Source organism: Nakamurella sp. PAMC28650 (assembly GCF_014303395.1).
GTDB lineage: Bacteria > Actinomycetota > Actinomycetes > Mycobacteriales > Nakamurellaceae > Nakamurella.
In genome coordinates, this window is the sequence record NZ_CP060298.1 from 2,606,558 (window position 1) to 2,631,185 (window position 24,628).

Annotated in this window: 26 protein-coding genes; 21 read left to right on the forward strand and 5 right to left on the reverse strand. The window is 67.5% G+C overall.

What is annotated here, in order from left to right; translation table 11 throughout:
• Positions 1-32 precede the first annotated feature (32 nt).
• Together H7F38_RS11850 and H7F38_RS11855 are read left to right on the forward strand one after the other, a co-directional pair.
• Entirely contained in the window at positions 33-1,298 is a 1,266-nt protein-coding gene (locus H7F38_RS11850; protein ID WP_187094232.1) for a TIGR02679 family protein, read from the forward strand.
• 78 nt (positions 1,299-1,376) lie between these two features.
• Positions 1,377-1,610, forward strand: coding sequence for a hypothetical protein (locus tag H7F38_RS11855; protein WP_187094233.1), 234 nt, complete (start codon positions 1,377-1,379; stop codon positions 1,608-1,610).
• A 25-nt stretch (positions 1,611-1,635) separates the two neighbouring features.
• On the opposite strand, the gene H7F38_RS11860 is transcribed toward H7F38_RS11855, so the two are convergent.
• Positions 1,636-2,907 carry a multidrug effflux MFS transporter gene (locus tag H7F38_RS11860; protein WP_187094234.1) on the reverse strand — a complete coding sequence of 424 codons (1,272 nt, stop codon included), beginning with the start codon at positions 2,905-2,907 and terminating at the stop codon, positions 1,636-1,638.
• A gap of 126 nt (positions 2,908-3,033) precedes the next feature.
• Between H7F38_RS11860 and H7F38_RS11865 the strand changes: the two genes are divergently transcribed.
• Genes H7F38_RS11865 through pcp form a run of 4 tightly spaced genes read left to right on the forward strand, consistent with a single transcriptional unit; the run spans position 3,034 to position 5,336 of the window.
• Complete coding sequence (locus H7F38_RS11865) at positions 3,034-3,915, forward strand: ABC transporter substrate-binding protein (protein WP_187094235.1); 882 nt, start codon at positions 3,034-3,036, stop codon at positions 3,913-3,915.
• A 33-nt stretch (positions 3,916-3,948) separates the two neighbouring features.
• Entirely contained in the window at positions 3,949-4,206 is a 258-nt protein-coding gene (locus tag H7F38_RS11870; RefSeq protein WP_187094236.1) for a type II toxin-antitoxin system Phd/YefM family antitoxin, read from the forward strand.
• Positions 4,203-4,610, forward strand: coding sequence for a type II toxin-antitoxin system VapC family toxin (locus H7F38_RS11875; protein WP_187094237.1), 408 nt, complete (start codon positions 4,203-4,205; stop codon positions 4,608-4,610). The genes H7F38_RS11870 and H7F38_RS11875 overlap by 4 nt, the downstream gene beginning before the upstream one ends.
• A gap of 60 nt (positions 4,611-4,670) precedes the next feature.
• Positions 4,671-5,336, forward strand: a complete 666-nt coding sequence (gene pcp / locus H7F38_RS11880; protein WP_187094238.1) for a pyroglutamyl-peptidase I — start codon at positions 4,671-4,673, stop codon at positions 5,334-5,336.
• On the opposite strand, the gene H7F38_RS26015 is transcribed toward pcp, so the two are convergent.
• Both H7F38_RS26015 and H7F38_RS11885 read right to left on the reverse strand, forming a co-directional pair.
• A complete protein-coding gene (locus H7F38_RS26015; RefSeq protein ID WP_255498350.1) occupies positions 5,330-5,458 on the reverse strand; it encodes a hypothetical protein in 129 nt (42 codons plus the stop codon). The two genes, pcp and H7F38_RS26015, sit on opposite strands and share 7 nt — an antisense overlap.
• Positions 5,459-5,499: 41 nt before the next feature.
• Positions 5,500-6,171, reverse strand: a complete 672-nt coding sequence (locus H7F38_RS11885; RefSeq protein ID WP_187094239.1) for a bifunctional 2-polyprenyl-6-hydroxyphenol methylase/3-demethylubiquinol 3-O-methyltransferase UbiG — start codon at positions 6,169-6,171, stop codon at positions 5,500-5,502.
• On the opposite strand from H7F38_RS11885, the gene H7F38_RS11890 reads away from it, so the two are divergent.
• From H7F38_RS11890 to H7F38_RS11955, 15 genes are all read left to right on the forward strand, one after another.
• Complete coding sequence (locus H7F38_RS11890; RefSeq protein WP_187094240.1) at positions 6,159-6,356, forward strand: hypothetical protein; 198 nt, start codon at positions 6,159-6,161, stop codon at positions 6,354-6,356. The two genes, H7F38_RS11885 and H7F38_RS11890, sit on opposite strands and share 13 nt — an antisense overlap.
• Before the next feature lie 52 nt (positions 6,357-6,408).
• Positions 6,409-7,005 carry a helix-turn-helix domain-containing protein gene (locus H7F38_RS11895; RefSeq protein WP_187094241.1) on the forward strand — a complete coding sequence of 199 codons (597 nt, stop codon included), beginning with the start codon at positions 6,409-6,411 and terminating at the stop codon, positions 7,003-7,005.
• A gap of 837 nt (positions 7,006-7,842) precedes the next feature.
• Complete coding sequence (locus H7F38_RS11900; protein WP_187094242.1) at positions 7,843-8,808, forward strand: alpha/beta hydrolase; 966 nt, start codon at positions 7,843-7,845, stop codon at positions 8,806-8,808.
• 137 nt (positions 8,809-8,945) lie between these two features.
• Positions 8,946-9,995 (forward strand): LacI family DNA-binding transcriptional regulator, encoded by a 1,050-nt coding sequence (locus tag H7F38_RS11905; RefSeq protein WP_187094243.1) that lies wholly within the window; start codon positions 8,946-8,948, stop codon positions 9,993-9,995.
• Positions 9,996-10,449: 454 nt separating this feature from the next.
• Positions 10,450-11,262, forward strand: coding sequence for an ATP-binding cassette domain-containing protein (locus tag H7F38_RS11910; RefSeq protein ID WP_222618608.1), 813 nt, complete (start codon positions 10,450-10,452; stop codon positions 11,260-11,262).
• A gap of 64 nt (positions 11,263-11,326) precedes the next feature.
• Entirely contained in the window at positions 11,327-12,535 is a 1,209-nt protein-coding gene (locus H7F38_RS11915; RefSeq protein ID WP_187094244.1) for a substrate-binding domain-containing protein, read from the forward strand.
• Positions 12,532-12,792: a hypothetical protein gene (locus H7F38_RS26020; RefSeq protein WP_255498456.1), complete on the forward strand. Its 261-nt coding sequence runs from the start codon at positions 12,532-12,534 to the stop codon at positions 12,790-12,792. The genes H7F38_RS11915 and H7F38_RS26020 overlap by 4 nt, the downstream gene beginning before the upstream one ends.
• A gap of 26 nt (positions 12,793-12,818) precedes the next feature.
• Positions 12,819-13,514 (forward strand): ABC transporter permease, encoded by a 696-nt coding sequence (locus tag H7F38_RS11920; RefSeq protein ID WP_255498417.1) that lies wholly within the window; start codon positions 12,819-12,821, stop codon positions 13,512-13,514.
• Positions 13,514-14,548 (forward strand): ABC transporter permease, encoded by a 1,035-nt coding sequence (locus H7F38_RS11925; protein WP_187094246.1) that lies wholly within the window; start codon positions 13,514-13,516, stop codon positions 14,546-14,548. Before H7F38_RS11920 ends, H7F38_RS11925 begins: the two co-directional genes overlap by 1 nt.
• Complete coding sequence (locus H7F38_RS11930; protein WP_222618609.1) at positions 14,545-15,684, forward strand: zinc-binding dehydrogenase; 1,140 nt, start codon at positions 14,545-14,547, stop codon at positions 15,682-15,684. The genes H7F38_RS11925 and H7F38_RS11930 overlap by 4 nt, the downstream gene beginning before the upstream one ends.
• The gene (locus tag H7F38_RS11935; protein ID WP_187094247.1) at positions 15,681-16,610 is read left to right on the forward strand and encodes a dihydrodipicolinate synthase family protein; all 930 of its coding nucleotides are present in this window, start codon (positions 15,681-15,683) and stop codon (positions 16,608-16,610) included. Before H7F38_RS11930 ends, H7F38_RS11935 begins: the two co-directional genes overlap by 4 nt.
• Complete coding sequence (locus H7F38_RS11940) at positions 16,607-17,686, forward strand: Gfo/Idh/MocA family protein (protein ID WP_187094248.1); 1,080 nt, start codon at positions 16,607-16,609, stop codon at positions 17,684-17,686. The genes H7F38_RS11935 and H7F38_RS11940 overlap by 4 nt, the downstream gene beginning before the upstream one ends.
• Positions 17,683-18,549, forward strand: a complete 867-nt coding sequence (locus H7F38_RS11945) for an amidohydrolase (RefSeq protein ID WP_187094249.1) — start codon at positions 17,683-17,685, stop codon at positions 18,547-18,549. The genes H7F38_RS11940 and H7F38_RS11945 overlap by 4 nt, the downstream gene beginning before the upstream one ends.
• A complete protein-coding gene (locus H7F38_RS11950) occupies positions 18,542-19,726 on the forward strand; it encodes an enolase C-terminal domain-like protein (protein WP_187094250.1) in 1,185 nt (394 codons plus the stop codon). The genes H7F38_RS11945 and H7F38_RS11950 overlap by 8 nt, the downstream gene beginning before the upstream one ends.
• Positions 19,726-20,043: an L-rhamnose mutarotase gene (locus tag H7F38_RS11955; protein WP_187094251.1), complete on the forward strand. Its 318-nt coding sequence runs from the start codon at positions 19,726-19,728 to the stop codon at positions 20,041-20,043. The genes H7F38_RS11950 and H7F38_RS11955 overlap by 1 nt, the downstream gene beginning before the upstream one ends.
• 33 nt (positions 20,044-20,076) lie before the next feature.
• On the opposite strand, the gene H7F38_RS11960 is transcribed toward H7F38_RS11955, so the two are convergent.
• The gene (locus tag H7F38_RS11960) at positions 20,077-20,883 is read right to left on the reverse strand and encodes an IclR family transcriptional regulator (protein WP_187094252.1); all 807 of its coding nucleotides are present in this window, start codon (positions 20,881-20,883) and stop codon (positions 20,077-20,079) included.
• Positions 20,884-20,975: 92 nt separating this feature from the next.
• Positions 20,976-24,422, reverse strand: coding sequence for a S8 family serine peptidase (locus H7F38_RS11965; protein ID WP_187094253.1), 3,447 nt, complete (start codon positions 24,420-24,422; stop codon positions 20,976-20,978).
• Positions 24,423-24,628: the final 206 nt, after the last annotated feature.

The following is a 24,628-nucleotide window of genomic DNA, read 5'->3' on the forward strand; positions in this document are numbered from 1 at the left end:
TGGCCCTCCCCGAGGAGCTTCGTCGTCATCTGATGACCCCTACGCTCGCGCCCCTCTGGTCGTCGTTACGGGCTCGGCTCGAGGCCAATGGTCATGCAATCCGCGGCACCATCGACGTCGACCTGGACGACGACGGTGCCGACCGACTCTCTGGGCTGCTGGGCAGAGTGGTTCCGCCGGGTCGAACCCGACTGAAACTGGCCGATCTGGATGCCGCGCTTCGCTCGAGCGCGGCCGCGCGTGGGGTCGTCGCAGTGGTCGCGTCCCTGACCGGCTCCGAACTTCGTGATCGGCCCGCGGAGCGGACGGCGCAACGACACGAATGGGACCGGGTCTGGTCGGAGCTGGACGACGAGCTCGCCCGGGCGGGGTTGGCGTCGATGCCGTGGGTCACCGAATGGGTGGAATGGCTCCACCGGGGTGGTCTCCTGACCCGCCTTCGCCCGGAGGGGGCGGCGGTCGTAGCCGGCCGGGCCGTGCGAACGCTCGCGCTGGTGTTGAGCTCTCCGGCCGAGGGGGCACAGGGTGAGTTGACCTCGGCTGAGCGGGCGTTGGGCGAGTTGGCCTTTGCGGTGACCGGGAGCGCCCACGGCTTGGACGAGAACACGCCGACCGCCGCCCTGGTGCTCCGAGCCACGGCGATGGCGCTCGGCGTTGCGCTGCCTGTGTCGGCCACTGATCGCCGGTTGCTGTGGCAACGACTGGGGGTCAGCACCGACTCCATCTCCGGCACCGTCATCGTGTGGGGTCTGCGGCCGCCGGGGAACGACCGCTGGTCCGCGATGATGCGGGATCGGGCGGACCTCGATCTGGTCACTCATCTGACGGTGCGGGAATTGCGTTCGCACGACGTCGCTCTGGCTCCTGCTGGCATCGTGGGGTTTGCCTGCGAGAATCCGCAGGTCCTCCAGGCCGCCGCGGCGGCGGGGGTGTCCGCTCCAGTGATCTGTCTGTCCGGGAATCCAGCCTCGGCCGGTCTGATGTTGTTGTCCCGCTTGGCTGTTCGGTATCACGGTGATTTCGACTGGCCCGGTGTGGCCATTGCTCGCCGACTCTTCTCGGGGGGCGCGGAGCTGTGGCGAATGGGAGCCGCCGACTACCTGGCCGCAGTGGCCGGTATCGACTCCGCAGTTCGATTGCCGCTGACCGGCAACTCGGAGCCGACGCCGTGGGACGAGGATCTTGGCGCCACGATGCGCCGGACGAACGTGGCGGTCCACGAGGAGGCACTGCTCGATCTGCTGCTCGGTGATCTGACCTCGGTGCGGAGTCCTGCGACCAGTCATCCGCATCGATGACGTGTCGTCCACCGGCAGCGGGCCAAGGCCGGTCCGGGCGCCGGCAGCGTCTACGGCCCGGCACTGACCAAATCGATGATGCCGGCCTACGGGTCCAAAACGCTGCTGGAAGCGACGTCAGCGACGTCAGCGGCGATGCCCGGGGTCCGGCAGGCCTTCATCTTCGGTCGTGCGACGGTCGTCGGGGCCTACCTGCACCTGGAGTTCCCGGCGGTGTTCCGGTCTCTGGAAGCGTGGGCGGCCGCCGTTGATCGGTTCCTGGTGGCAGTGAAATCCCGACCCCTCGTCGAGCTGGACCTGGTGTCGGCATGAGTTGGCCGACCGGACGTGAAGCCCATCAGCCGGAGTGGGCTGGCGAACGAATCTCCGCGGTGCTGCGCCGCATCGCCGGACGAGTGGCGAACATGAGGCCGACGATGACGACCGTGGCGGCGAGCATCACGGCCGCCATGGCCACCGCGGAGCCTTCGGGGAACAACCCGGTGATCGGTGCGGTGGCGGCGCCGATTCCGAACTGGGTCGCACCGATCAGGGCTGCAGCGCTGCCGGCCCGGTGCGCGTTTCGTTCGAGCGCGATCGAGGAGATCGCCGGTAGCAGCATGCCGATGGCGAACATGTTGGCCACCAGCAGCACGATCAGGGGCCACACGCCCAGACCGATGGCGGACGTCACGACCAAAGCGGTGGTGATGGCGAGGGCGCCCAGGACCGCTGCGCGCAGGATCTGCTCGGGTGCGACCCGGCCGAGCAGGGCGCCGTTGAGCTGGGTTCCGATGGTGAAGGTGATGCCGCCCGCGGCGAAGATGATCGCGAACTGGGTGGCCGACAGGCCGAACCCGTCCTGGAAGACGAAGCTGGCCGAGGAGATGTACGTGAAAAGGGCCGCCATGGTGAAGCCGCCGAGCAACGCCAAGCCAAGGAACAGCGGATCGCGCAGGAGCGTCACGTAGGACCTGGTCGCTGCGCCCACTCCGCCGGAGCGTCGCAGCTGCACCGGCAACGACTCCTTGAGCATGAAGAACGCCGCGATCAGCAGCACGGAGGCCAGCGCTGCCAGGGCGATGAACATGTCGCGCCAGGACCCGAGGCGCAGGAACTGTGCACCGATCAGGGGGGCCACGCAGGGCGATACCCCGACGACGAGCATCAGCCGCGCAATGGCTTTGCCGACCTGGATCCCTTCGAATCGATCGCGCACGATCGCCATCGACAGCACCATGCCGGCGGCCGCGCCCAGTCCCTGCAGGAACCGCAGCGCCGTCAGGAGCTCGACCGAGTTGACGAAGACGATGCCGACGGAGGCGGCGATGTAGAGGGCGAGACCGGTCAGCATGGGCCGGCGCCGGCCGATCGCGTCGGAGATCGATCCCAGCAGAAGCTGTCCGAGGGCCAGCCCGATCAGCGTCGCGGTGATCGTCAGCTGGACGGCAGCGGGGCGGGTGTTGAGATCCGAGGTGATCTGCGGGAACGCTGCGAGGTACATGTCGATGGTGAACGGGCCGACGGCCGTCAACGCACCCAGCAGCAGGATGAACGTGCCGCCGATCCGGGCAAGTTTGGGTGCCGGCGAATAGACCGCGCGCTCGGTCCCGATGGTGGAACTGGACATCGAAAAGCCTCTCGACTGGTGGACGTACTGAGGGGAGGGGCTTCGGTGCACCTGTTCAGAGCAACTGCTGCGGGCTGCAGTAATTCCCGGACGCGATCAACTGCTCATCTCACCTACGGTGGGCGGATGCGACTGGTATCCATGCTTCCGTCCGCCACCGAGATCGCCTACGCGCTCGGGCTGGGGGACCAGGTGGTCGGCGTGACCTTCGAATGCGACGAGCCCGCGTCGGCGCGGATCGAGAAGACGGTGGTGGTGGGTGGCCGCGACACGACGGGGATGACTCCGCAGGAGATCGATCGCTACGTCCGGGATCGGCTGGCGGCTGGCGAGGATCTGTACACGCTGGACGGTGGTGCACTGGCAGCGCTCGCCCCGGACGTGATTCTGACGCAGGACCTGTGCCGCGTCTGCGCGTTGCCCTCCGGGCAGGTCGAGGAAGCGTTGTCCTACCTGGGATGTCGGGCCGACGTCGTCTCTCTCGACCCGCACAGCCTGGCCGACGTCCTGGACACCATCCTCCTGGTGGGCGCGCGGACCGGTACTGCCGACCGCGCGCAGGAGCTGGTGACCGATCTGCAGGCCCGGCTGGACGCCGTCAGCATCGCCGTTGCCGGTCTGCCGCGACCGCGAGTGGCCGTCATCGAGTGGGTCGACCCGCTCTTCACCGCCGGGCACTGGGTGCCGGACCTGGTCACGGCGGCCGGTGGGGAACCGGTGTCCGGCCGACCCGGGCAGATGTCGGTCACCGCCACCTGGGATTCCGTCGCGGCCTGCACGCCGGATCTCGTCGTCGTGGCTCCGTGCGGCTACCACCTGGACGGCGCCATCGCGCAGGCCCGTGCCGTTGCCGAAAAGCTGCCAGGGATTCCCATCTGGGCGATCGACGCCGACGGGCTCGTCGTCCGGCCAGGTCCGCGCCTGATCGACGGGGTCGAGGCGCTCGCAGCGATACTGCATCCGGGTGCGGTGGCCGCCGTGCCCGGACGGGCGGAACGGGTAATCTGAGACTGGTGTGGCACGAGTGCTACGATCCGGCACATGAGTACGGTCGCGTCTCGTGATCTCCGGAATCACACGGCTGAGGTACTGCGCAGGGTCGCTGCCGGCGACCGGGTGACCATCACGGTGAACGGCGCCCCCGTCGCGGAACTGATTCCGCCGTCCTCGTCCCGGCGCCCATCCATTTCGCGGGAGGGCCTCGTCCTGCTGATCACGCGGCACCGGGCGGACGCGGGTTTGAGGACCGATCTCGATGCGTTGACCGGCGAGACCACCGACGATCTGGAAGCGTTGTGACCGGCAGGGCGCCGAGTGGTCTTCTGGACACGTCGGTGCTCATCGCCGAGGAGTCCGGGCGTCGACTCCAGGTGGAAGCATTGCCCGACAACGCATTTGTCAGTGTGGTGACGATTGCCGAATTACAGGCCGGAGTGCTCGCAGCCCGCGACACTGCCGTGCGTGCGATCCGTCTGGCGACGCTCGATGCGGTGAGCGTCCTGCAGCCCCTGACCATCGACGCCACCGCGGCCCTGCACTGGGCCGTGCTGCGCGTCCGGCTCGCCGAGGAAGGTCGCCGCGCGAAGATCAACGACCTGTGGATCGCGGCGGTCGCGCTGGCGAACGATCTTCCGGTGGTGACGCAGGACGAGGACTTCGATTCGATCGAAGCAGTGGGTGGCCCGCTGGTCATCAGGGTCTGACGTCCTCGCCTTGGCCGGGGTGTCAGATCGGCAGCCGGCAATCAGCGAATGATGGGTGATATGACGACCGGCACCGGAGCCCAGACCACCGTTCTTCTGACCGGCTTCGAGCCGTTCGGTGGCCAGACCATCAACCCGTCGTGGTCGGCCGTGCAGGAGGTGCGCCGGACGTGGGCCGGCTCGGAGGACATCCGTGTTCTGGAACTTCCGGTCGACTTCGCCTCGGTCGACCGGGTTCTCACCGACGCGCTGGAGACTTTTCGCCCGGACGTGGTGATCTGCGTCGGGCAGGCCGGCGGGGCCAGTGCACTGCGGCTGGAGCGTGTCGCCATCAACGTCGACGATGCGCGCATCCCCGACAACCAGGGTCGGCAGCCCGTCGACGAGCCCATCGTTCCCGGGGGACCCGCGGCCTACTTCTCGACGCTCCCGATCAAGGCGGCGGTGGCTGAACTCGGCCGGTTGGGCCTTCCGGCAGTGGTCTCGCAGACAGCCGGCACCTACACCTGCAATCACGTGTTCTACCGACTGATGCACGAGATCGGGCGCTCTGGCCGCGATGTCCGAGGTGGGTTCGTGCATGTGCCGTTCGCACCCGATCAGGCCGTGGGCACCGAATCCCCGTCGATGGCGATCGACGCGATGGCTCGTGGCGTCGCGGCGGTGTTGGCGACGACCCTGTCGACGTCCGTCGACGCCCGCATCGGCGGTGGGTCGCTTCACTGAAGACCGAGCGTGCCCTTGATGCCGTCGGTCAGGCCGACGGTGACTTTCATCGGCATCGGCATCGGCATCGGCATCGGCATCGGCATCGGCATCGGCATCGGCAGGCGCAGCTGTAGTCGCATCCGCAGGCTCAGCTGCAGTCGCAGTCGCAGGTCGAGTGATTTCAGGGGCGACGGGTGGCTCTGACGACGACGTCGTAGAGCGTGACGTCCCGGCCGCCGTCACCGGACAGGGTCCGGGCTGACTCCTGAGCGGTTGCGACCTCCCACCGGTCCGGGTCGAGGCGCGCCGTGATGGCGGCCGCGGTCGCCGAGGCCGACTCTGGTGGTTCGTCGCGGCAGTCGTGCCCGTGCCCGCCATGCCGGTGGCTGTGTTCGGCGCCCGAGCCTCCGGCGGCATCGCGGTGGAGGTGGCCGACGATGAGCAGGGTGCCGGCGGGCGCCACCCACGCGGCGATGCGATCGTAGAACTCCAAATGCGGCATCGCGGGGTGCGCGTAGTGCGTGGTGACCAGGTCGTACCGAATGTCCGGCTCCCAGGTGGACAGGTCGGCCCGGAGCCACTGCACCCGCTCGACCACGCCGGCGGCTGCGGCCCGCTCGGCCGCGAGATCCAGTGCTGCGGTTGCGATATCGGCTGCGGTGACCCGCCAACCACGAGCGGCGAGCCAGATCGCCTCGGCTCCGGCGCCGCAGCCCGCGTCCAGGGCCGTCCCGGGCGTCAGGTCGCCGACCTCCTGGATCAGGTGCGGATTGGGTTGACCGCTTCCCATGGACCCGGCGCGGTCGCCCTGCCAGATCTGGTTCCAGTACTCGTCGTCGAATGTGTGCGTCATCGGGCATCTCCCTTGTGGTGCGGGCGTTGTCGTTGCGGGCGTTGTTGGTGCGGACGTTGTCGTTGCGGACGTTGATGGCGTCGGCCGGCGCGGCCGCGTTCGGCAACCGCCCCACTTACGTGCGCCAGGTGCTGCCTCTCGACGACGACGCGGCTGCGTTCGACAGCCGCGTTCCTCCACAGTGAGCAGCGCACCCGCCAACTTGCAAACACAGTTGCCGAATGGCAAATTGGCCACATGGACGCAGCGACGGACCGCACCATCGATGCCGTGGGACCGCGGCTCAAACGACTACGACAACACCGCGAGATCACCTTGACCGACCTGGCCGCGGAGACCGGCATTTCGACCAGCACGCTGTCCCGGCTCGAGGCCGGCCTCCGGCGCCCGACCCTGGAACAGCTGTTGCCGCTGGCCCGCGCGCACGGAGTCACCCTGGACGAGCTCGTCGACGCACCACCGACCGGCGATCCACGGGTCAACCTGCGTCCGCTGCCCAGTAGCGACGGCCGCATCGTCCTGCCCCTGACCCGCCGCCCAGGAGGCATCCAGGCCTACAAGTTCGTTCTCCCCGCCGGACGCGACGACGCCGCACCCGACCTTCGCACCCACGAAGGCTACGACTGGGCCTTTGTCCTCAACGGCAGACTCCGGCTCGTGCTCGGCGAGCACGACCTGATCCTCGAACCAGGCGAGGCCGCCGAGTTCGACACCCGCACCCCGCACTGGTTCGGGGCCACCAGCTCAGGGCCGGTGGAGTTCCTCAGCCTGGTCGGCAGGCAGGGTGAACGCGCGCACGTCCGCGCCGCTCCCCAGCAGCAGGGATCCAGGTAGTGGAAACCGTGGTCGCCGGAGAACGATTTTCAGCGACATGTCCGAACAGCCGCTTTCGCGCCATAGGCTTTCGTGCTGGTTGCGGTCGGGGGAGCCGGGGTTGCCAACCGGGAGCCGGCGCATGACGGGCGATATGGATGAGGCGTTGGCGCGAGCCTTGGAACCGGTGCTCCGGGACATCGCCAGTACCGGCGCGCCCCGTCCCAGGATTCGGGAGGGGAACTGGCAGATCGGGCCCGCATACCCCTGCGCGATGCTGTTCAGCCACGACGGCACTGGGATGGGCGTCAGCGTCCATCTCGGCGATCGTGAGTCCCTCCGGATCGTCGGAGCCGCCGACAATGTGCAGGAGTGGATGATCGAGGAGCTGCGGGCTAAATCCCGGACCAATTGGCCGGTCTGCCCCGACATCCGACGGCCCACCCGCTCGTTCCGGCGGAGATGGGCGGCGTCGCGGCGTGGGTGTGCCCCACTGATCGGGCGGTGGTGTCCCAGATCGGATCGCTGTGACCCTTTTGGTGCCGCCGCTTCGGAAGGCGTTGCCCATGACGGTGCTTCGCAGAAGCTCTGTCCTGCAGACGCTTTATCCTGCAGACGCTTTGTCCTGCAGACGCTTTGTCCTGCAGACGCTTTGTCCTGCCGGAACCCGGCCACAGAAGCCCGGCCGGCAGAAGCCCCGTTCGCCCGGGAACATCTTGACCTCCGGCGGTCCGTCGGTGCGACGAGCCGCCGGCTGTGAACAGAACCGGCGGACCCATTTCCTCTGGCACCCCGCACATGGCCCAGTCTTGCGCCTCGGACACCACCCGCCCCATCGGACCCGCGGAGGATCGAAAAGTGCAATCCCGTCATCTGGTTGATCCACAGCTTCGAGATCTGCTCGACGCGTGGCCGCCACTGGAGCTGACCGTCGAATCCCTGCCGCTCGTCCGAGAACAGGCACGCCAGGAATACCTGCGTACTGTCCCCGCGGAGTCGCCGTTCCCGGACGTCGAGGTCAAGGAGCTTTCGATCGATGGCCCGGCCGGGCCCGGGGCACTGCGCATTTTGGTGATCCGTCGACGTTCGGAGTCTGACTCGGTCACCCCGGGGCTGCTCTGGGTGCATGGAGGCGGCTACGTGCTGGGTACCGCCGACCAGGATTCGCTGCAGGTCCAGCAGTTGGTGCACGAGGTGGGTTGCACCGGCGTGGTCGTCGACTACCGATTGGCCCCGGAGACGCCCCATCCCGGTCCGGTCGAGGACTGCTATGCGGCGCTCAGGTGGTTGTTCGCCAATGCCGACGCACTGGGGGTGGACGCGCGGCGGATTGCGGTGGCCGGCGGGAGTGCCGGCGGTGGGCTGGCTGCCGGCCTGTGCCTGCTGGCCAGGGATCGGGCCGAGGTGGCGGTCGCCTTCCAACTGCTGATCTATCCGATGCTCGATGACCGCACCGTCATCCACGACGACCCGCACCCATTTGCGGGTGAATTCGTGTGGACGGCGGATTCGAACCGATTCGGTTGGGCGGCCTTGCTCGGGCAGGAACCGGGAGGTCCGGGGGTGTCGCCCTATGCTTCCCCGGCCAGGGCGGAGACGCTGGCCGGGCTCCCGCCGACCTACCTCGACGTGGGTACCCTCGACCTGTTCTTCGAGGAAGACCTGGAATACGCGCGCAGGTTGGTCCGGGCGGGCGTCCCGGTCGAGTTGCACGTCTATCCGGGCGCGTTCCACGGATATCAGCAGGCGCCGGCCTCTGATGCCGCCGGGACGCACCAGCGCAACGTGGTGTCCGCCCTGCGGCGGGGGCTGTCGGCGGTCTGAGGGTCGGCCCCGACGATAGGGTCGGCGCACAGCGGTCGCTCGCGGCCCGTGGAGGAGGGAAGCCGCCGATGGCGATGACGCACGCACGACCAGGAGTGCCTGCCGTCGCGCGACCTTTCCCGGCTCGGACGCGCTGAATGGCAGATCGACGTGATCTACCGATCCAGAGCACGATCAGGGACGTCGCTGCGCGCGCCCATGTGAGCGTCGGAACCGTCTCCAATGTCCTGAACCGACCGGCCAGTGTGGCACCGGGCACGCGACAGCAGGTCCTGGACGCCATGAAAGCCCTCGGCTTCGTCCGGCACGCGGGTGCAGCCATGCTGCGGCGCAGCCACCGCACGTCGATGATCGGCGTGGTGGTCCTGAACGCCGCGAGCCCGTTCTTCGCCGCGGTCGCCGGCGGTGCGGAAGATGTGGCCAGAGAGGATGATCGCCTGGTCGTCATCTGCAGTTCGGCCGGCGACCGCGAGCAGGAGGGTCGATATTTCGCCGCCCTGGAGGCCCAGCGGGTGGCCGGTCTCATCGTGTCCCCTGTCGGCCTGCAGATTCCGGAGGTCAGCAGTCTGCGGGCCCGCGGTGTCTCGGTGGTCCTGCTGGAGAGGCAGCATCCGGACTTCTGCTCGGTCGAGGTGGACGGGCAGGACGGCGCGCGACAGGCTGTCGCTCATCTCATGTCCCTCGGCCACCGCGACATCGCCTTCGTCAGCCCGCCTCTGGCGATTCCGCAGTACCGGCAGCGGTGGGACGGTGCGCAACAGGCGGCAGCCGAAGACCCCGGTGTCCGCCTGGTGCGCAGTGAGGTGGACGAGCTGGGCGGCACCGAGACCGGTAGCGCCGCTGCGGGCGAGTTGGTGGCCCGGCATCCGGACGTCACCGGCTTCTTCTGTGCCAACGATCTCCTGGCGCTCGGCCTGATGTCCGGTCTGGCCCGGTTGGGCAAGCGCGTGCCGAAGGACGTCTCGGTGGTCGGATTCGACGACGTGGAGGGAGCCCTGTACGGGGTGGTGCCGTTGACGACCGTCCGGCAACCCGCCCGCGAGCTGGGTCGCCGGGCCACCGAACTCATGCTGGCCGAAACGGTCGCCGACAGCGACCACGAACACGAGCACGTGGTGTTCGCCGCCGAGCTGGTGGTTCGGGAGTCCACCGGTGCACCCCGGAAGACCGGCCACGCACGCGGCTGATCCTGGTCCGGGGAGGGGGTGCACCAAGTGGTTGCTCGCTCCGCTGGCTTCACAGATGTGAACAGATGTTCTGCCGGGGTCGGGGAGGCCGACGACCTGGGCTGGTTCGGGCTGGAGCGTCACATCAGACGATTCCTTCTCTGCGACCGGGGCCAGGGTCGGTGGGGCTCGCGCCTCGCCAGCCCAAAAAGCATTGGCAGCAGTACTTCTCCCTTGGTGCAGGTTTGGCTGCGGGCAGCATCGGGAATTGCGGATCTCCTTCGGCCCGCCGGTTTCTGCAAATTCCTTCTTTCTTGCCTGTGACCCTTGACACGCGACACCGTCCACTCCTAAGGTTCCGATACCTTCTGAAACGGTTCAATAAGCAGCCGTGAGCGGTCAAGATCCAGCAAGGAGCGGTATGTCCCTCGACCCAGCAACGTCGCCGGCCACGGACAGTGCAGGTGCCTCACCGGTGGTTGAGCCGACCATGGTGGCCACTCGCATCACCAGGAAATTCGGCGCGGTCGTCGCCCTGGCCGACGCCTCCGTCCACATCTCCCAGGGTGAGGTCCTCGGTCTCGTCGGGGACAACGGCGCCGGCAAGTCCACCCTGCTCAAGATCTTGTCGGGAGCGATCACCCCGGACAGCGGCACGATCACGCTGGAAGGCAGCGAAGTAGTACTCCGGCGCCCGAGCGACGCCCTGCAGGTCGGTATCGAGACGGTCTACCAGGATCTGGCTCTGGTCGACACGATGAGCGCGGTGCAGAACATCTTCCTGGGCCGGGAGGAGCTTTCCGGGCGACGTGCGTTGCGCGCGTTCAACCTCGTCGGCGATCGCTCGATGCGCAAGCAGGCTCGCCAGGTGCTGACCGAACTCGGGGTCAAGGTGCCCTCGGTCAACGTCAGCGTGAAGGGCATGTCCGGCGGCCAGCGACAGTGCCTGGCCATCGCCAGAGCTGTGCTGTGGGGACGGAAGATCGTCATCCTCGACGAACCGACTGCGGCACTGGGCGTTCGCGAGTCCGCACAGGTGCTCGACCTCATCACCCGGCTCCGCGATCGCGGCGTCGGTGTCATCGTCGTCAGTCACAACATGCAGCAGCTGATGCAGGTCGCCGACCGGATCACGGTCATGCGGCTCGGAAGGTCGATAGCGACCAGGACGGTCAAGGGGACATCAGCCCAGGAGATCGTCGGCCTCATCACCGGGGCCATTCCGCCGGACGGGGAGGCCCTCCCGCAATCCTCGTCCTGCGCAGCGACCGGTGCTTTCCCCAGCTAAGGCAATGTCCTCCGCTCGGTCATCATTCCTCGCCGTTCAACGATGAAAGGTATCAACGCACAACATGCGTATCCAGCGAACGACCTCACCCTCCCGCTCCCGACGTCTGGTTGTTGCGACATCCGCGGCGCTACTGCTGTTGTCGGCCGCCTGCAGCTCGGCCTCGACCACCGCGGCGTCGGCCGGGAACACTTCGTCTGCCGGCTCGGCGGCTGCCCCGGCGACCTCCGGACCCTCCGCTGCGTCATCCGCTCCCGCCCCGGCAGCTGGTTCGTCCGGTGCCGTCGGGGCACCGACGACCGGCAAGAAGCTCAAGATCGGGATCGCGGTCGGCGGTCAGCCCGCTGATTGGCAGCCGGCCCAGGGCGAGGTCGCCCAGGCGCTCGCGAAGTCCCGTGGGTGGGAGAGTGTGTTGCTGAGCAACAACAACGATGCGCCGACGGCGCTGAAGAACGCCACCACCTTCATCAACGACAAGGTCGACGCGGTGCTGGAGTTCAACGGCCAGCCCTCGACCAACCCGGTGATGGCGGCGAAGCTGGCGACCGCCAAGATTCCGGTGATCACCTACGACATCGCCCAGCAGGGCTGGTATTTCGTCGGAGTCGACAACGCAAAGGCCGGTGACCAGGCCGGGCAGGCGCTCGGAAGCATCGCGAAAGCCAAGTGGAACTGCCAGGTCGACCTGGTGCTGTCCGCCGAGGGCGCCGCAGCGGGCCCGGTCAACACCGCACGCACCGGGGGAGCCCGCGACGGCTTGAAGAAGATCTGCCCGAGCATTCCGGCCGCCAACTACGTCTCGTTCGAAAGTGGCGGTGCCATCGCAGTATCGACGCCGGCCGCCCGTGATGCCCTGTCGGCCCATCCCGCCGCCAAGAACATCCTGGTGGTCGGCATCAACGACTTCGGTGTGGTCGGTGCGCTGCAGGCGGCCGAGCAGCTGGGCCGGGCCGACAACATCATGGGGTGGGGCCAGGACGGCAGCGCCATCACCGGCAGCAGTGTCGACCCCCACCTGGCGGGCAGTGTCGAGTACTTCCTCGAGGGCTACCCGGTGTACGCGTTCCAGCAGATCCTGGACAAGATCTCGGCCGGTCAGACACCGGCCATGGCAGATTCCGGAACGAGTCCGGCAGCCCTGGTCCAGCCGTGCCCGGTGACGGCCGCTCAGGCCAAGACGGTGCCGGCGCTGGCCGACCGGGTGGAAAAGGTGCTCGCCTCCGGCGGTGCGCAGACCGAATACCAGATGTTCTGCCCGAAGTCAGCTGGATGACCGCACAGCTCACGGATGCGGCCCCTCGGACCGGCGGACCTCGGGTCCGCTGGTCCGAGGCCGGCACGCCGGCCGCGCTGGCCGGCACCTGGTTGGCGCTGATCGTCGCATCTGCGCTGCACCGCAACGATTTTCTCTCGCACGGGACCGTGCTGTCGGTCGCCTTCACGATGGCCGGGACCGGAGTGCTGGCGGTCGGGCAGTCGGTGGTGGCCATCAGCGCGGCATTCTGGACCTCTCGGTTCCGGCAGCACTGATCGTTCCCGCGTTCGCGGTCGCCGACCTGCTCGACGACGGAGTGTCGAGCGGGTGGGCGGTGACGATCGGCGTCCTGGCGGGCGCCGCCTGGGGACTGATCAACGGATTGATCATCGTGGCGGCCAAGATCAATCCCATCATCGTCACGCTGGGATCCAACTTCGTCGGCGTCGGTGTGCTGTACGTGCTGCAGAAACAGGCCGCGGTCCCCACGGCTTCCGGACTGCGCAGGTGGGGCCAGGACTATCTGTTCGGTCTGCCCAACATCTGGTGGCCGATGCTGATCCTGATCGTGGTGGTCGGAGTCTTGTTGCCCCGAACGAGGATCGGTCGCCGAACGATTGCCGTCGGCGGGAATCCCGTCGCCGCCAAGGCCAGGGGAATCTGCCTGAGGCGGACCCGGTTGGCGGTGTTCACCTTCTCCGGGGCCTGCGGCGGCATCGCCGCGGTGCTGTTCGCCGCTTCGACGCCCCAGTTCGTTCCGACGGACAGTTCGACCTTCCTGCTCCCGGTGATCGCGGCCGTCATCGTGGCCGGGATCTCGCTCTCGGGCGGTCGGGGATCCCTCCTGACCCTCCTGCTCAGCGTCGGCCTGCTCTCGACCGTTCCGACGGCCCTGGTGTTCTTCGGTCTCAGCTCGAACTGGCAGATCGTGTTCCAGGGCCTGATCCTGATCGTCGCGGTCTCCATCGACGGTCGGTCACAGAAGAAGGCAAAGTGATGGCGACGAATACTCCACTGCGGCCCACCAGGTCGACGGCACTGCAGGACTTCGACATCGACCGAAAGAAGTCCGGCGGCCGCCGTGTGCTGGAGACGGTGAACACGCCGACGGGAACGATCGGTATCGCTCTCGTCATCGTCGTGGTGATCGGATTGGTTTGGGAGGGTAAAGGTTTCACCTCCAGCGACAACCTGGCCAACGTCGGTACCTTCCTTGCCATTCCGCTGATCATCGCGACCTTCTCCTCCATCTCGCTCCTGGCCGGCGTGGTCGACCTCTCCGTGGGATCGATGGTCGGCTTTGCGGCCGCGTTGTTCGTCCAGTTCGTGAACAAGGGATATTCGCCCTGGACCGCCGCGGCGATCACGTTGCTGTGCGCGGTGATCGCGGGGAGTGTCAACGGGGTGGCGATCGTCGGATTCGGTGCTGAACCGGTCGCAGCCACCCTGGGCATGCTGACCGCATTACGTGGGTTGTGTCAGGTCATCGTCGGTCCGACGGGCCTGTCCACGGCTCTGGTACTGGGATTGCTCGAGTTCACCTCCAAGGCCTACGGGCCGCTGCCTCTGCTGTTCCTCCTCGGCCTCGTCCTGGTCGCGGCCGCGTCGATCCTGGTCGGTTACACCAGGGTGGGACGCCACATCAGAGCCTCCGGCGGGGATGCCAGAGCTGCGGGCCGTGCCGGCATCGGTGCGTCCCGGATCCGCTTCTTCGCGCTGATCCTCAGCGCCTTCGGGGCCGGACTGGGTGGCATCCTCTACGCCGGGCAGCTCGGGGGTGCTTCCAACGTGCTGGGGACCGGCCTGGAATTCCAGGTCTACGCCGCGCTGATGATCGGTGGCTACTCCATCATGCGAGGTGGTATCGGGGCACCGATCGGAGGTCTGTTCGGCCTCCTCGTGGTGGCCGGGGTGCAGAACATCTTCGACGTCAAAGCCATCAATCCCTACTACCTCAACGTCGTCATCGGCATCCTGCTCCTGCTCACCGTCTACGGTGACCGGCTCCGGGGCGGAGATCGCTACGAGTGACATCACCGGGTGAATTTCTCCGGAGCATTCTCGACGGCCCGCAAATCAACATGATGGGAATTCCTGTGCAGGCGTTGGTACTGAAGAAATGGTGGGATCTCGCGGTCGAGGTCGTCCCCGACCCGGTGATGGGCTCCGGGGACGTGCTCATCGACGTCCTTGCGACCGGCATCTGTGGATCCGACATCCACGGATTCACGGGTGAGAACGGACGACGGGTGCCCGGCCAGGTGATGGGCCACGAGACGGTCGGCCGGATCGCGGGGGTCGGGGCCGACACCGGCGCGTTCGGACTATCGATCGGTGACCTGGTGACCGTCAACCCGGTGATCGGCTGCGGGGTCTGCGACAACTGCCGGTCCGGGCAGGATCAGAACTGCCCGGACAAGGTGGTGATCGGTGTCGCGGCGTCCTACAGTTCGGCCTTCGCCCAGCAGATGGCCGTTCCGGCCGCGAACGTGGTCGTGCTGCCGGCCTCGATGCCGGTCGCCTACGGCGCGCTCGTCGAACCTCTGGCGGTCGGCTACCACGCTCTGCGCCGCGGTGGCTGTTCGGAGTCGGATCGGGTGTTGGTCGTCGGGGGTGGGCCCATCGGGCAGGCCTGCGTACTGGCCGCTCAACGGCTGGGCGCTGCGGCGGTAGTGGTCTCCGAGCCCGACGAGCACCGTCGCGATCTGATCGGACTCCTGGGAGCGGCCACCGTCGATCCGGGCGGGGCCGACGCGTCAGAACTGCCTTCTCGGGTGGCTGCGGCCCTCGGAGGCCGGCCGACCATCGTCGTGGACGCCGTCGGTCTCGGCGGCACCATGGAGACCGCCTTCGCCTGCGCGCCTCTCGGTGCGGTGATCGTGTTGGTGGGCATGGGATCGGTCCGGCTCGACCTGGCGTCCTACGAGATCTCGGTCAAGGAAAGATCAGTGGTCGGGAGCTTCTGCTACGACCCCGAAGAATTCCGGCAGACCGCCGCCTGGGTGGGCACCTCGCCGCCGGTGTTGGCCCATCTCATCGATCAGCACGTGTCGATGGACTCTGCCGCAACAAGTTTCACGGCACTCGCCAGAGGCGAGAGCCGGGCGAGCAAGATCCTGGTCTACCCCAACGTGGACACCGGCCCCGTGCCGGGAGTGCTCCGGTGACCGCCTCCGACGCCCGTTTGGCCGGGGTGGTGCCGATCCTGGTGACCCCGTTCGCCCCCGACGGCGCCATCGACGTGTCAGACCTGAGGGCAGAACTGGACTTTCTGGTCGATGCCGGTGTCGGCTGGGTCGGTATCGGCTACGGGAGCGAGGTCAACAAGCTCGACGCCATGGAGGTGGCCGAGCTGGTGTCCACGACGGTCGAACTGGCCGGCGGCCGCCTCAAGGTGCTGGGCAATGCAGATCTGCCCAGCACGCGCGGTGGAATCGCGGCCGTCCGGCGGGCGATGGACTCCGGGGCGGACGCGGTGATGGTGCGGCCGTCGGGTCTGGCCGGAGTACCGCAGTCGGAGATCGCCGCCGCGTTCGTCACCGTGGCACGAGAAACCGGCGCCCCGTTGGTGATCCAGGATGCGCCGCAGAACACCGGGGTGGAACTCAGCTCGGCCACCCTGGTCTCCATCGCACGGCGGGCACCGACCGTGGTGGCACTGAAGATCGAGCCGCCCGCTCCGGCGCCGAAGATGACGGAGATCCGCGAGCTGGCCGGGGCGGATGGGATCACCCTGATGGGGGGACTGGGCGGGGCGGGCTTCGTCCAGGAGCTCAGCCGGGGATCCGCCGGAACCATGCCGGGTCCGGCCTTCCCGGAGATCTTCCGCGGCGTGCAGGAGGCCTTCGTGGCCGGCCGGCGTGCGGAGGCCACCAGGCTGCTGTGGCGTGTTGCCCCCTTCACGATTCTGGGCTCGAGGGACATGGAATCGTTCCTGTTCATCCAGAAATATCTGCTCCGGCGTCGTGGCGTCCTCACCTCGACGACGCTCCGATCACCACACCGGTTCATCGACAGCGGGCTTCAGCAGGAGATCGACGACCTGCTGGTTGATCTGGATACCTTTGCGCTGCTGGCCCAGGCAGTGTCATGACCGTCTCGAAAATTGCCAGGGTGGCGGTCGTCGGCGTCGGCTGGTGGGCCTGCCGGCTGCACCTGGTCGCGCTCAGGGAAAATCCGGACGCTGTGGTCGTGGCGTTGTGCGACCGTGACCGGAACAGGGTCGACGAGGCCGCACGCATCTTCGACGTTCCCCTGGCCGTCACCGATGTCGGTGCCGTCATCGATGCCGGTGTCGACTGTGCGATCGTCGCGACCCCGCACGATGCGCACTGGGAGCCGGCCGCCGCGTTGCTCGATGCCGGCATCGACGTGCTGGTCGAAAAGCCGATGACCCTCGATCCCGGTCAGGCCTGGGACCTCGTCGCCAGGGCCAGGCGCACCGGTGCGCGGCTGCACGTCGGCTATCCCTTTCTCCACTCGCCTCACGTCGCGAGGCTGCGGCAGGTGCTGCATGCCGGTGAGCTGGGGGTCCCGGTGTTGAGCCAGGGACTGTTCGCCACCGGCATCCACCGATTGCTGGCGGGGGACGTGAGTAGCCAACTGGAGCACGGCGGGCTGTTCGCCTCAGCGCCTTCGACGTACTCCGATCCGCTGCGGGGCGGCGGTCAGATGAACAACCAGATGACCCATGCGGTAGCGGTGTTGTTGTCGGCTACCGGGCTGCATGCCGTGTCGGTGAGCGCCTATTCGAACTTCGCCGGCCTCCGGGTGGACCTCGCCGACTCGCTGGCGATCGAGATGAGCGACGGTTCGGTCGCCACCATCGCGACCACCGGCAGTGTGCAGTCGCATTCGTCGAGAATCGAGGAATATCGGTTCTTTGCCTCCGAGGGCCATGCGTGTCTGGACACGGTGCACGGCAGTCTCGAGATCGCAAGGGGTGGGCAGCCGCTGACGGCCGAGCCGACGCTGACCGAGGCGCAGGCCAATCCGGAGAAGGCGACGTCCATCGCACTGGTGGCGGCGGCCATCGATCCGGACCGCGCCTGCACGCTGGCGGCGCCGGGCGAGATCGGCGCTGACGTGGTAGCTCTCCTGGCTGCCGCCAGCGAGTCTGCGGTGGCCGGCAAGCCGGTGCAGGCGTTCCGGCCGCCGCGTTCCGCATGACGGTCCCGGCTCTTGCCGTGGTCGATGCCCACCATCACTGCTATGCAACGGATCTGCCCGGCGCCGCACTGATGGACCCTTACGGTCTGGCCGACCTCGCCGCGGATGCCGGGACGGCTGACGTCGATCTGGTCGGTTCGGTCCACGTCGAGGCCGGCCGGGCACCGGAGCTGGCGGTGCAGGAGACCCGCCACTGGCAGCTCGAATCGGGAATCGCCCGGCACCGCGTCGTGCTGGTGGCCGCGGTACAGCTCGAGAAGCCCGGCCTGCAGGCCAGGCTCGATGAACTGCAGCAGTCCTCGGGCGTGGTCGGGGTGCGGCAGATGCTGGATTGGCACGGCGGCGTGAAGCGCGCCAGCCCGCTGCTTCTGGACGATCGATGGAGGAGCGGTCTTGCCACTCTGTCCGGTCGAGGTCTGTCGTTCGACCTGCAGGTGCTGCCCTGCCAGCTCCCGGCCGCTGCCGCACTGGCCAGGCACTTCCCGGCGTTGACGTTCATCTTGAACCACGGAGGGCTGCACATTCCCTGGCAACAGGCTGATCTGCGCCGTTGGTCGGTGGATCTGCATGCGCTGGGCAAGTTGCCGAACGTCGCCGTGAAGACTTCCGGATTCGACACGGTCGACCCGACCTGGGACGACCGCAGGATGAGCGACTACCTCCGCACGCTGCTCGACTGCTTCGGCCCCGACCGGACATTGTTCGCGAGCAACTTCCCCATCGACAGAGCCACCATCAGCTATCGCGCGCTGGTGGCCCACCACCTGGACGTCCTCGCCGGTTGCTGGCCGCAGGAACGCTCGAACGTATTCCGCGGCAACGCGTCCCGCATCTACCATATCGAAGGAGTGACAGGTGTCTGATCTGCGAATCACCGACGTCAGGGTCCGTTCGCTGGCGCCCCGGCCGTCCACCGAGGTCCGGGCACCCGACGTGCCCTGGCTGTGCACGCCGACGACCCAGTTCCCCGACGTCGCGGAGCGCAACTACTGGGGCCCGGTGAACATGGTGCTGGTCGAGATCGACACCAACGTCGGCATCACCGGGGTCGGCACCTGTGGCGCGGGAAATGCCGGCATCGCACCGATCATCGCGCATCAGTTCCGTGAACTCGTCATGGGCGAGGATCCGTTTCGCACCGAATACCTCTGGGCCAAGATGTACCGGTCGTCCAGTCGCTACGGACGGCGGGGCGCACCCGTGTCGGCGATCAGCGGGGTCGACATCGCGCTGTACGACATCATCGGGAAATCGTTGGGCGTCCCGGTCTACGACCTGCTGGGTGGGCTCGTCCGCACCGAGGCGACCGCTTACGCCAGCCGTCTGTACGCGCTGAAGGACTTGGACGAACTGGCTGCCGAAGCCAGGGGCTACCTCGCCCAGGGATATCGCATGATGAAGCAGCGCTTCGGTTTCGGACCGAAGGACGGCGTCGCCGGGATGCGCCGCAACGTCGATCTGATCCGCACGGTCCGCGAGACCATCGGAGACGACGTCGAACTCGCGGCGGATGCCTACATGGGGTGGGACCTGGACTACGCGGTCCGGATGGAACGCATGTTGCGCCCGTACAACCTCAAGTGGATCGAAGAGCCGTTGATGCCGCATGACATGCGGGGCTACGTCGAACTGCGGCGAGGATCGGAGACACCGATCTCGCACGGCGAGCACTACTACACACGGTGGGAATTCGCCGAGGCCATCGCACTGGGCGCCGCCGACATCCTGCAGCCCGACGTCAACCGGTTGGGGGGTATCACCGAGGCACGGAAGGTGTTCGCCCTCGGGGCCGCGCGGGACATTCCGATGATCCCGCACTCGAACGAGCTGCACAATCTGCATTTCGTCTTCTCGCAGTGGAACTGCCCGTTCGCCGAGTACTTCCCGAACGTGCTCCCGGAGGACTCGAATTCGATGTTCTGGCAGCTGTTCTCGGGGAATCCGGTGCTCGACGACGGCACCATTGCGGCACCGACCGCACCGGGCCTCGGGTACACGCTCGACGAAGATGTCGCGGACCAGATGACGGTGCGTCTGTGATGGCCAGAGCGATGTGGCGCAAGAAGCTGGACCCGGCCGGGGTGCAGGAGTACGTCAGGGCGCACGCCGAGCCGTGGCCCGAGTTGATCGCGCAGATCAAGGCCCAGGGCATCCGCAACTACTCCATCTTCCTCGACGGCGACGAGGTGTTCGGTTATTTCGAACACGATGACCTCGAGGCCCTCGACGCGATGAACGCGCATCCCGACGAGCTGGGCGAGCGGTGGGAGGCCGGCATGAGACCGCTCTCCGCGGAAAAGGTCTCGGCCGACCAGGGCATGGTGCAGATGCGTCGTCAGGTCTTCTTCGTCGAATGACGCGGTCGTCCGTTGCCGAACGTGCCGGCGACCTCAGATCGCCGGGCGACCACCCAGTCGTCGTTCGACCTCGGCCACCGTTCTTGTCAACGCCAGCCGGACGTCGCGGGCGATGGTCCGGTTGAAGCGGGGCGTGGGGATCGACACGGACATCGCCGCCACCGGAATCCCGTTGCCCCCGCGGACGGCCATTGCGACGCAACGGCAGCCGACGACGTACTCCTCGTTGTCCTCGCCGTATCCCTGCTTGCGAATGCGTTGGATCTCCGTCATCAGGTCGGGAAGCGAGTGGAGGGTGTTCCGGGTGAACCGTTGCAGGGTGACGCCCTCCAACCTGGTCCGCAGCTGTTCATCGGTGAGCCCGGACAGGAGCACCTTGCCGACACCGGTGGTGTGTGCGGGCAGCCGTGCCCCTACCGTGGACACCAGTTTCATCGGCTGTTTCGATTCGGCGATCGCCAGGTACACGTTCTCCAGCCCGTCGAGTCGCGCCAGTTGCACGGTTTCGCCCGTCTCGTCGGACAGATCGGTCATCAAGGGTTGTGCGGTGCCGGGGAGGTCGAGGTTGCCCGAGAACGACTGTGCCACCTCCCACAGGCGCAGGCCCAGTCGGTAGGTGCGGGTGTTCTCGTCGAAGTCGACGAAGCCTCGGCGATGAGCGGTACGCAGGAGTTGGTAGGCCGAGGAATTCGGCATCGTCAGCGCGGCGCTGATGGCGCTGAAGGTGGCTTCACCGGTCTGGGCAAGATGTTCCAGGAGCGTCATCAGCCGGTCGGCGGACTTGACGCCACCGCCGCTGGAGGCGGTCTCTACCTCCTGGCCTGCCGTTCTGGAGTTCATCGACAGATGCTAGCAATGGCTGCCCAGCAGCTTCACACCTGTGTCATGCCGTTCACATGAGCGACCTGAGAGGTCGACTCCCGGCGTGAAAGCTACTTGGACACGGTCAGGGTGGTCCTCGCTGTCGTCGTACCCTTCACGATCGGAGTGGTCAACGAGGCGAGCAGGTCGTACTTGCCGGCCTGTTTGCTCGAGGCCTTGTAGGTGAACGAGACAGTTCCCCCCGGGGTCGGCGGCGCGAGGGTGATGACGTACCCGCCACCGGAGGCGGCGCCGGTGACGTTGGCACCGCTCGAGCCGTCACGGTTCTCGGCCCCGACCGACAGGGGCTGTCCGTTCGCGCCGCCCAGGGTCCCGTAGCTCAGCCACTGGCCTTCGACGGCCCCCAGCTGGATCCAGACCTCGAAGGTGTTCAACACCGAGCTGCCGAACGCCGGGACGCCGGCGAAGTCGACGACCAGCCAATGGTTCACGCCGTCCGTCAGCGTGCCCACCCTGACCGCCCCGCCCGCCGCCGGGTTGAGGTCGGTCCAGAACGGGGCGATGACGTTGTTGGGCCGAATCGGATTCGGGAACGTCTGCACGAGGCAGCATTCGTTGTCCTGCGAGGTGCCACCGCCGACCACCACATAGCCGTTGGCGTCCACCCCGACGCCCGTGTAGGTCTCGCCGCCGTACTGGAACGACGGAACGGTGAAATTGGTCATCGTTTCGTCACCGACCCCGGCGACCGGGGCGATCCCGAAGGTGCTCAGGGCCAGATAGCCGCCGACCGGGTTGGTGCCGGCCACGATCGACGTCACCGTCGGCGCCAGGGTCGGGGACAGCGTTCCAGACCAGGCCGCACCGGTGCTGGTCCGGTGGGCCGGAGCCGAAACGCCGCTGACCGTCAGCTTTCCTGGCGCGGTGACCTTGATCGTCGCCACTGCGGGAACCGGTGCAGTGTTCGTCGCCGTCACCGTGCACCCGGCAATCCCATTGCGCAGCAGGGAGATCGGGTCACAGCTCTGGGTCAGCGGCACCAGGCCCGGCTGGCGATTCACCACGACCGGCAGCACCGCGTCGATCGACGCGGAATCACGTGGCCTGACGGTCAGCGAGGCGAAGTGGAATCCGTCCGAGGTCGCGGTGCCGTCGATGATGATCTTCAGCTTCTGCTTGGCGTTGGGCGCCAGCGTGAAAGTACTGGGCGACACCGTGATCTCCAGTCCGTCGGCCGTGGTGCTCCCGACGTCGAAGGTCTGCGTCCGGCCGGACACGTTCTGTGCGGTCCGGAAGGTCTTCAGTGCTCCGGTCAGCGGGTTGGCGTTGATGCTGGGTAGGTTCAGGTCCACCCGGTTCAGCAGATCCGAGGCACTGGCCACGTAGGCCGACGCCGGTACGTCGAAGGTGACCGTGGGCCCGACGGCGCGGTTGGCGCGGAGCGACCCGGCTCCCTCGTCCCAGGCGTTGGCCGGCGTCCCGTTGCTCTCGACGACGTCCTGCACCGATGAGGTCATCAGGGCCGACTTGATCTGCCCCGGCGTCCATGTCGGGTGGGCGGCCTTCACCAGGGCCGAGATCCCCGCGCTGTGCGGGCTCGACATCGATGTGCCGGCGATGGCCTGGAAGAGTTCACCGGGCGGTCCGGCCGGGATCCCGATCGGGGTCGGCGTATTGCCGGCCAGCACCTGAACGCCCGGCGCGGTGACATCGGGCTTGAGGAAGTCGCCGACCGGACCACGGGAGCTGAAACCCGCCATCACGTCGCCGCGAACGGTGGCCTTCTCGCCACGCGCCCAGGTGGCCGTGATCCCGGGATGGGCCGCCAGGAAGGCGACGAGCGCGTCGTTCGGGCCATCGAGATGAATGGCCGGCAGGAAGTGGTTGTCGGTCTCGGTGTCCGAGACGGTCGGGTTGTAGAGGATCATCCCGGCGGCGCCGCCGAGGCTGGCGAAGTAGCCCTTCTCGACCCGTCCACCACCCCCGCCGCCGCGCTCGCAGACGACCACCTTGCCGACGAGCGACCCGGCGGCGAACGGCTGCAGGCAGAAGTCGCTGCCGGTGTAACCGACGACCGAAGTCGGTAGTACGACCGGTGTTCCGGTCACGCCGGCGGTGATCGTCGACCCGACCTTGCTGAACGTGGCCCCATCGGTGGAGGTGAGCGTCATGCTCGATTCGAAGGCGCGGTCCGAGGTCGAGGCCGCGACCGTGGTGACCCACGGCCCGGCGTGCTCGGCCGTCCCTGTACCTGGCCCGGAGTTGCCCGCCGAGGCGGAGACGCTGATGCCTGCCGCGTAGGCATCCAGGAAGGCGAGCTCGACCGGATCGGTGTAGGCGCTGGCCCCACCGGAGATCGAGAAATTGATGACGTTGACCCCGTCGAGAATGGCCTGCTGGATGGCCCGGACGGAGTCCGAACCGAAGCAGCCCGATTCCAGGCAGACGCGGTACATGATCACCGAAGCGCCGGGAGCGATCCCGCTGATCGGCCCCCGGTCGACGCCCAGCAGCGGCACGCTCTTCACCGGGTCGCCGGCGGCGGTGGTGGAGGTGTGGGTGCCGTGTCCGTCGGAGTCACGCGCGGAGCAGGTGCCGAACGGGTGTGCGGTGCTGATGAGGGTGACATCGCAGTACTCGCCGGCCTTCGGGGCACCGGCGGAGAGGTTCGTGTCCAGGAAGGCGTAGGCCCCGATGAGCTTGTGGTTGCAGGTGAAGCTCGCTCCCAGTGCTGCGTCGGTGCCGGTGCCGAAATCGCAGCCCCAGGTCTTGGCGGCCGGGCCGGGCTTGGCCAGACCGAGATCCTTGAGGGAGGGGTGCTCTGGCCAGATCCCGGTGTCCAGGACGCCGACGATCACTCCCTGACCGGCTTTCACCGGGCCACCGAGGCTCGGCCAGACCTTGTTGGCCCCGATGAACTTCGTGGTGTCGCTGGAGATGGACGCAGTCCGTGCCGACGACGTGGACGTGCTGGCCGGGACGGCGAGCGATACGGATTCCTCGGCGTCGGCGGTCGGGTGCTGCAGCGAGTCCTGTTGGACGGCGGAGACTCCCGGGATCTCGAGCAACGCCTTGGCCTGGTTCGCCGGAAGTCGGACCGACAGGCCTCCGTAGGCGAGAGTGAACGAACTCAACACCTTGGCCGCGGGCACGGCGGCCCGGATCCGCTTCGATGCGTTGGCCGACTCGGCGTCGGCGTGCCGGAGGTAGCTGGTGACGGCGGGATCGGATTTGTTCAGCCGTTTGCCGGTCACCTGCGGGCTGGTGGCTGCGAGACCGGCGACGCCGCCTTGATACGAAGCGGCCGCGTCGTAGTCGAGCTTGACCATCACGTTGACGGGCGTGGTATCGGTGCGGGCCAGCAGAGCGGGGTCGCTCCTTGCGATCTGCCCGCTTGCGGACTTCTCCGAGACAATCGTCGACGTGGGTGTGAGAGCGGTTGCGGTGTAACGACTCGCCCCCGGCGCCGCTGCGGTGGCCTGACTCGTGGCGAGCCCCGAGATCAGGATCACGGTGCCGATGACGGCCAGAAATTTGGGACCGCGCCGAGTGTTCACAGGGCTCCTCTGTCTCGAGTAGCACCCGCGGACGTTGACGCCCGGGCGCGCTGAGTAAGCAGACCGTAAACCTCCGGTGAGGTTTGCACCATAGGCCGAGCGGGTCGAAGCGCCGGGCCGCGGGAGGGGGACGTCCGACGATGCCGCACACGGGTGACGCGAGCGACGGGGCCGCTGGACAGCGGATTGACATCGCTCCACAACAT

Excerpts from the sequence above, each read along its gene's own strand:
- H7F38_RS11850 (WP_187094232.1), top strand. The coding sequence starts at position 33 with ATGACCCCTACGCTCGCGCCCCTCTGGTCGTCGTTACGGGCTCGGCTC.
- H7F38_RS11855 (WP_187094233.1), top strand. The coding sequence starts at position 1,377 with ATGCCGGCCTACGGGTCCAAAACGCTGCTGGAAGCGACGTCAGCGACG.
- H7F38_RS11860 (WP_187094234.1), bottom strand. The coding sequence starts at position 2,907 with ATGTCCAGTTCCACCATCGGGACCGAGCGCGCGGTCTATTCGCCGGCA.
- H7F38_RS11865 (WP_187094235.1), top strand. The coding sequence starts at position 3,034 with ATGCGACTGGTATCCATGCTTCCGTCCGCCACCGAGATCGCCTACGCG.
- H7F38_RS11870 (WP_187094236.1), top strand. The coding sequence starts at position 3,949 with ATGAGTACGGTCGCGTCTCGTGATCTCCGGAATCACACGGCTGAGGTA.
- pcp (WP_187094238.1), top strand. The coding sequence starts at position 4,671 with ATGACGACCGGCACCGGAGCCCAGACCACCGTTCTTCTGACCGGCTTC.
- H7F38_RS26015 (WP_255498350.1), bottom strand. The coding sequence starts at position 5,458 with ATGCGACTACAGCTGCGCCTGCCGATGCCGATGCCGATGCCGATGCCG.
- H7F38_RS11890 (WP_187094240.1), top strand. The coding sequence starts at position 6,159 with ATGTGTGCGTCATCGGGCATCTCCCTTGTGGTGCGGGCGTTGTCGTTG.
- H7F38_RS11885 (WP_187094239.1), bottom strand. The coding sequence starts at position 6,171 with ATGACGCACACATTCGACGACGAGTACTGGAACCAGATCTGGCAGGGC.
- H7F38_RS11895 (WP_187094241.1), top strand. The coding sequence starts at position 6,409 with ATGGACGCAGCGACGGACCGCACCATCGATGCCGTGGGACCGCGGCTC.
- H7F38_RS11905 (WP_187094243.1), top strand. The coding sequence starts at position 8,946 with ATGGCAGATCGACGTGATCTACCGATCCAGAGCACGATCAGGGACGTC.
- H7F38_RS11915 (WP_187094244.1), top strand. The coding sequence starts at position 11,327 with ATGCGTATCCAGCGAACGACCTCACCCTCCCGCTCCCGACGTCTGGTT.
- H7F38_RS26020 (WP_255498456.1), top strand. The coding sequence starts at position 12,532 with ATGACCGCACAGCTCACGGATGCGGCCCCTCGGACCGGCGGACCTCGG.
- H7F38_RS11925 (WP_187094246.1), top strand. The coding sequence starts at position 13,514 with ATGGCGACGAATACTCCACTGCGGCCCACCAGGTCGACGGCACTGCAG.
- H7F38_RS11940 (WP_187094248.1), top strand. The coding sequence starts at position 16,607 with ATGACCGTCTCGAAAATTGCCAGGGTGGCGGTCGTCGGCGTCGGCTGG.
- H7F38_RS11945 (WP_187094249.1), top strand. The coding sequence starts at position 17,683 with ATGACGGTCCCGGCTCTTGCCGTGGTCGATGCCCACCATCACTGCTAT.
- H7F38_RS11955 (WP_187094251.1), top strand. The coding sequence starts at position 19,726 with ATGGCCAGAGCGATGTGGCGCAAGAAGCTGGACCCGGCCGGGGTGCAG.
- H7F38_RS11960 (WP_187094252.1), bottom strand. The coding sequence starts at position 20,883 with ATGAACTCCAGAACGGCAGGCCAGGAGGTAGAGACCGCCTCCAGCGGC.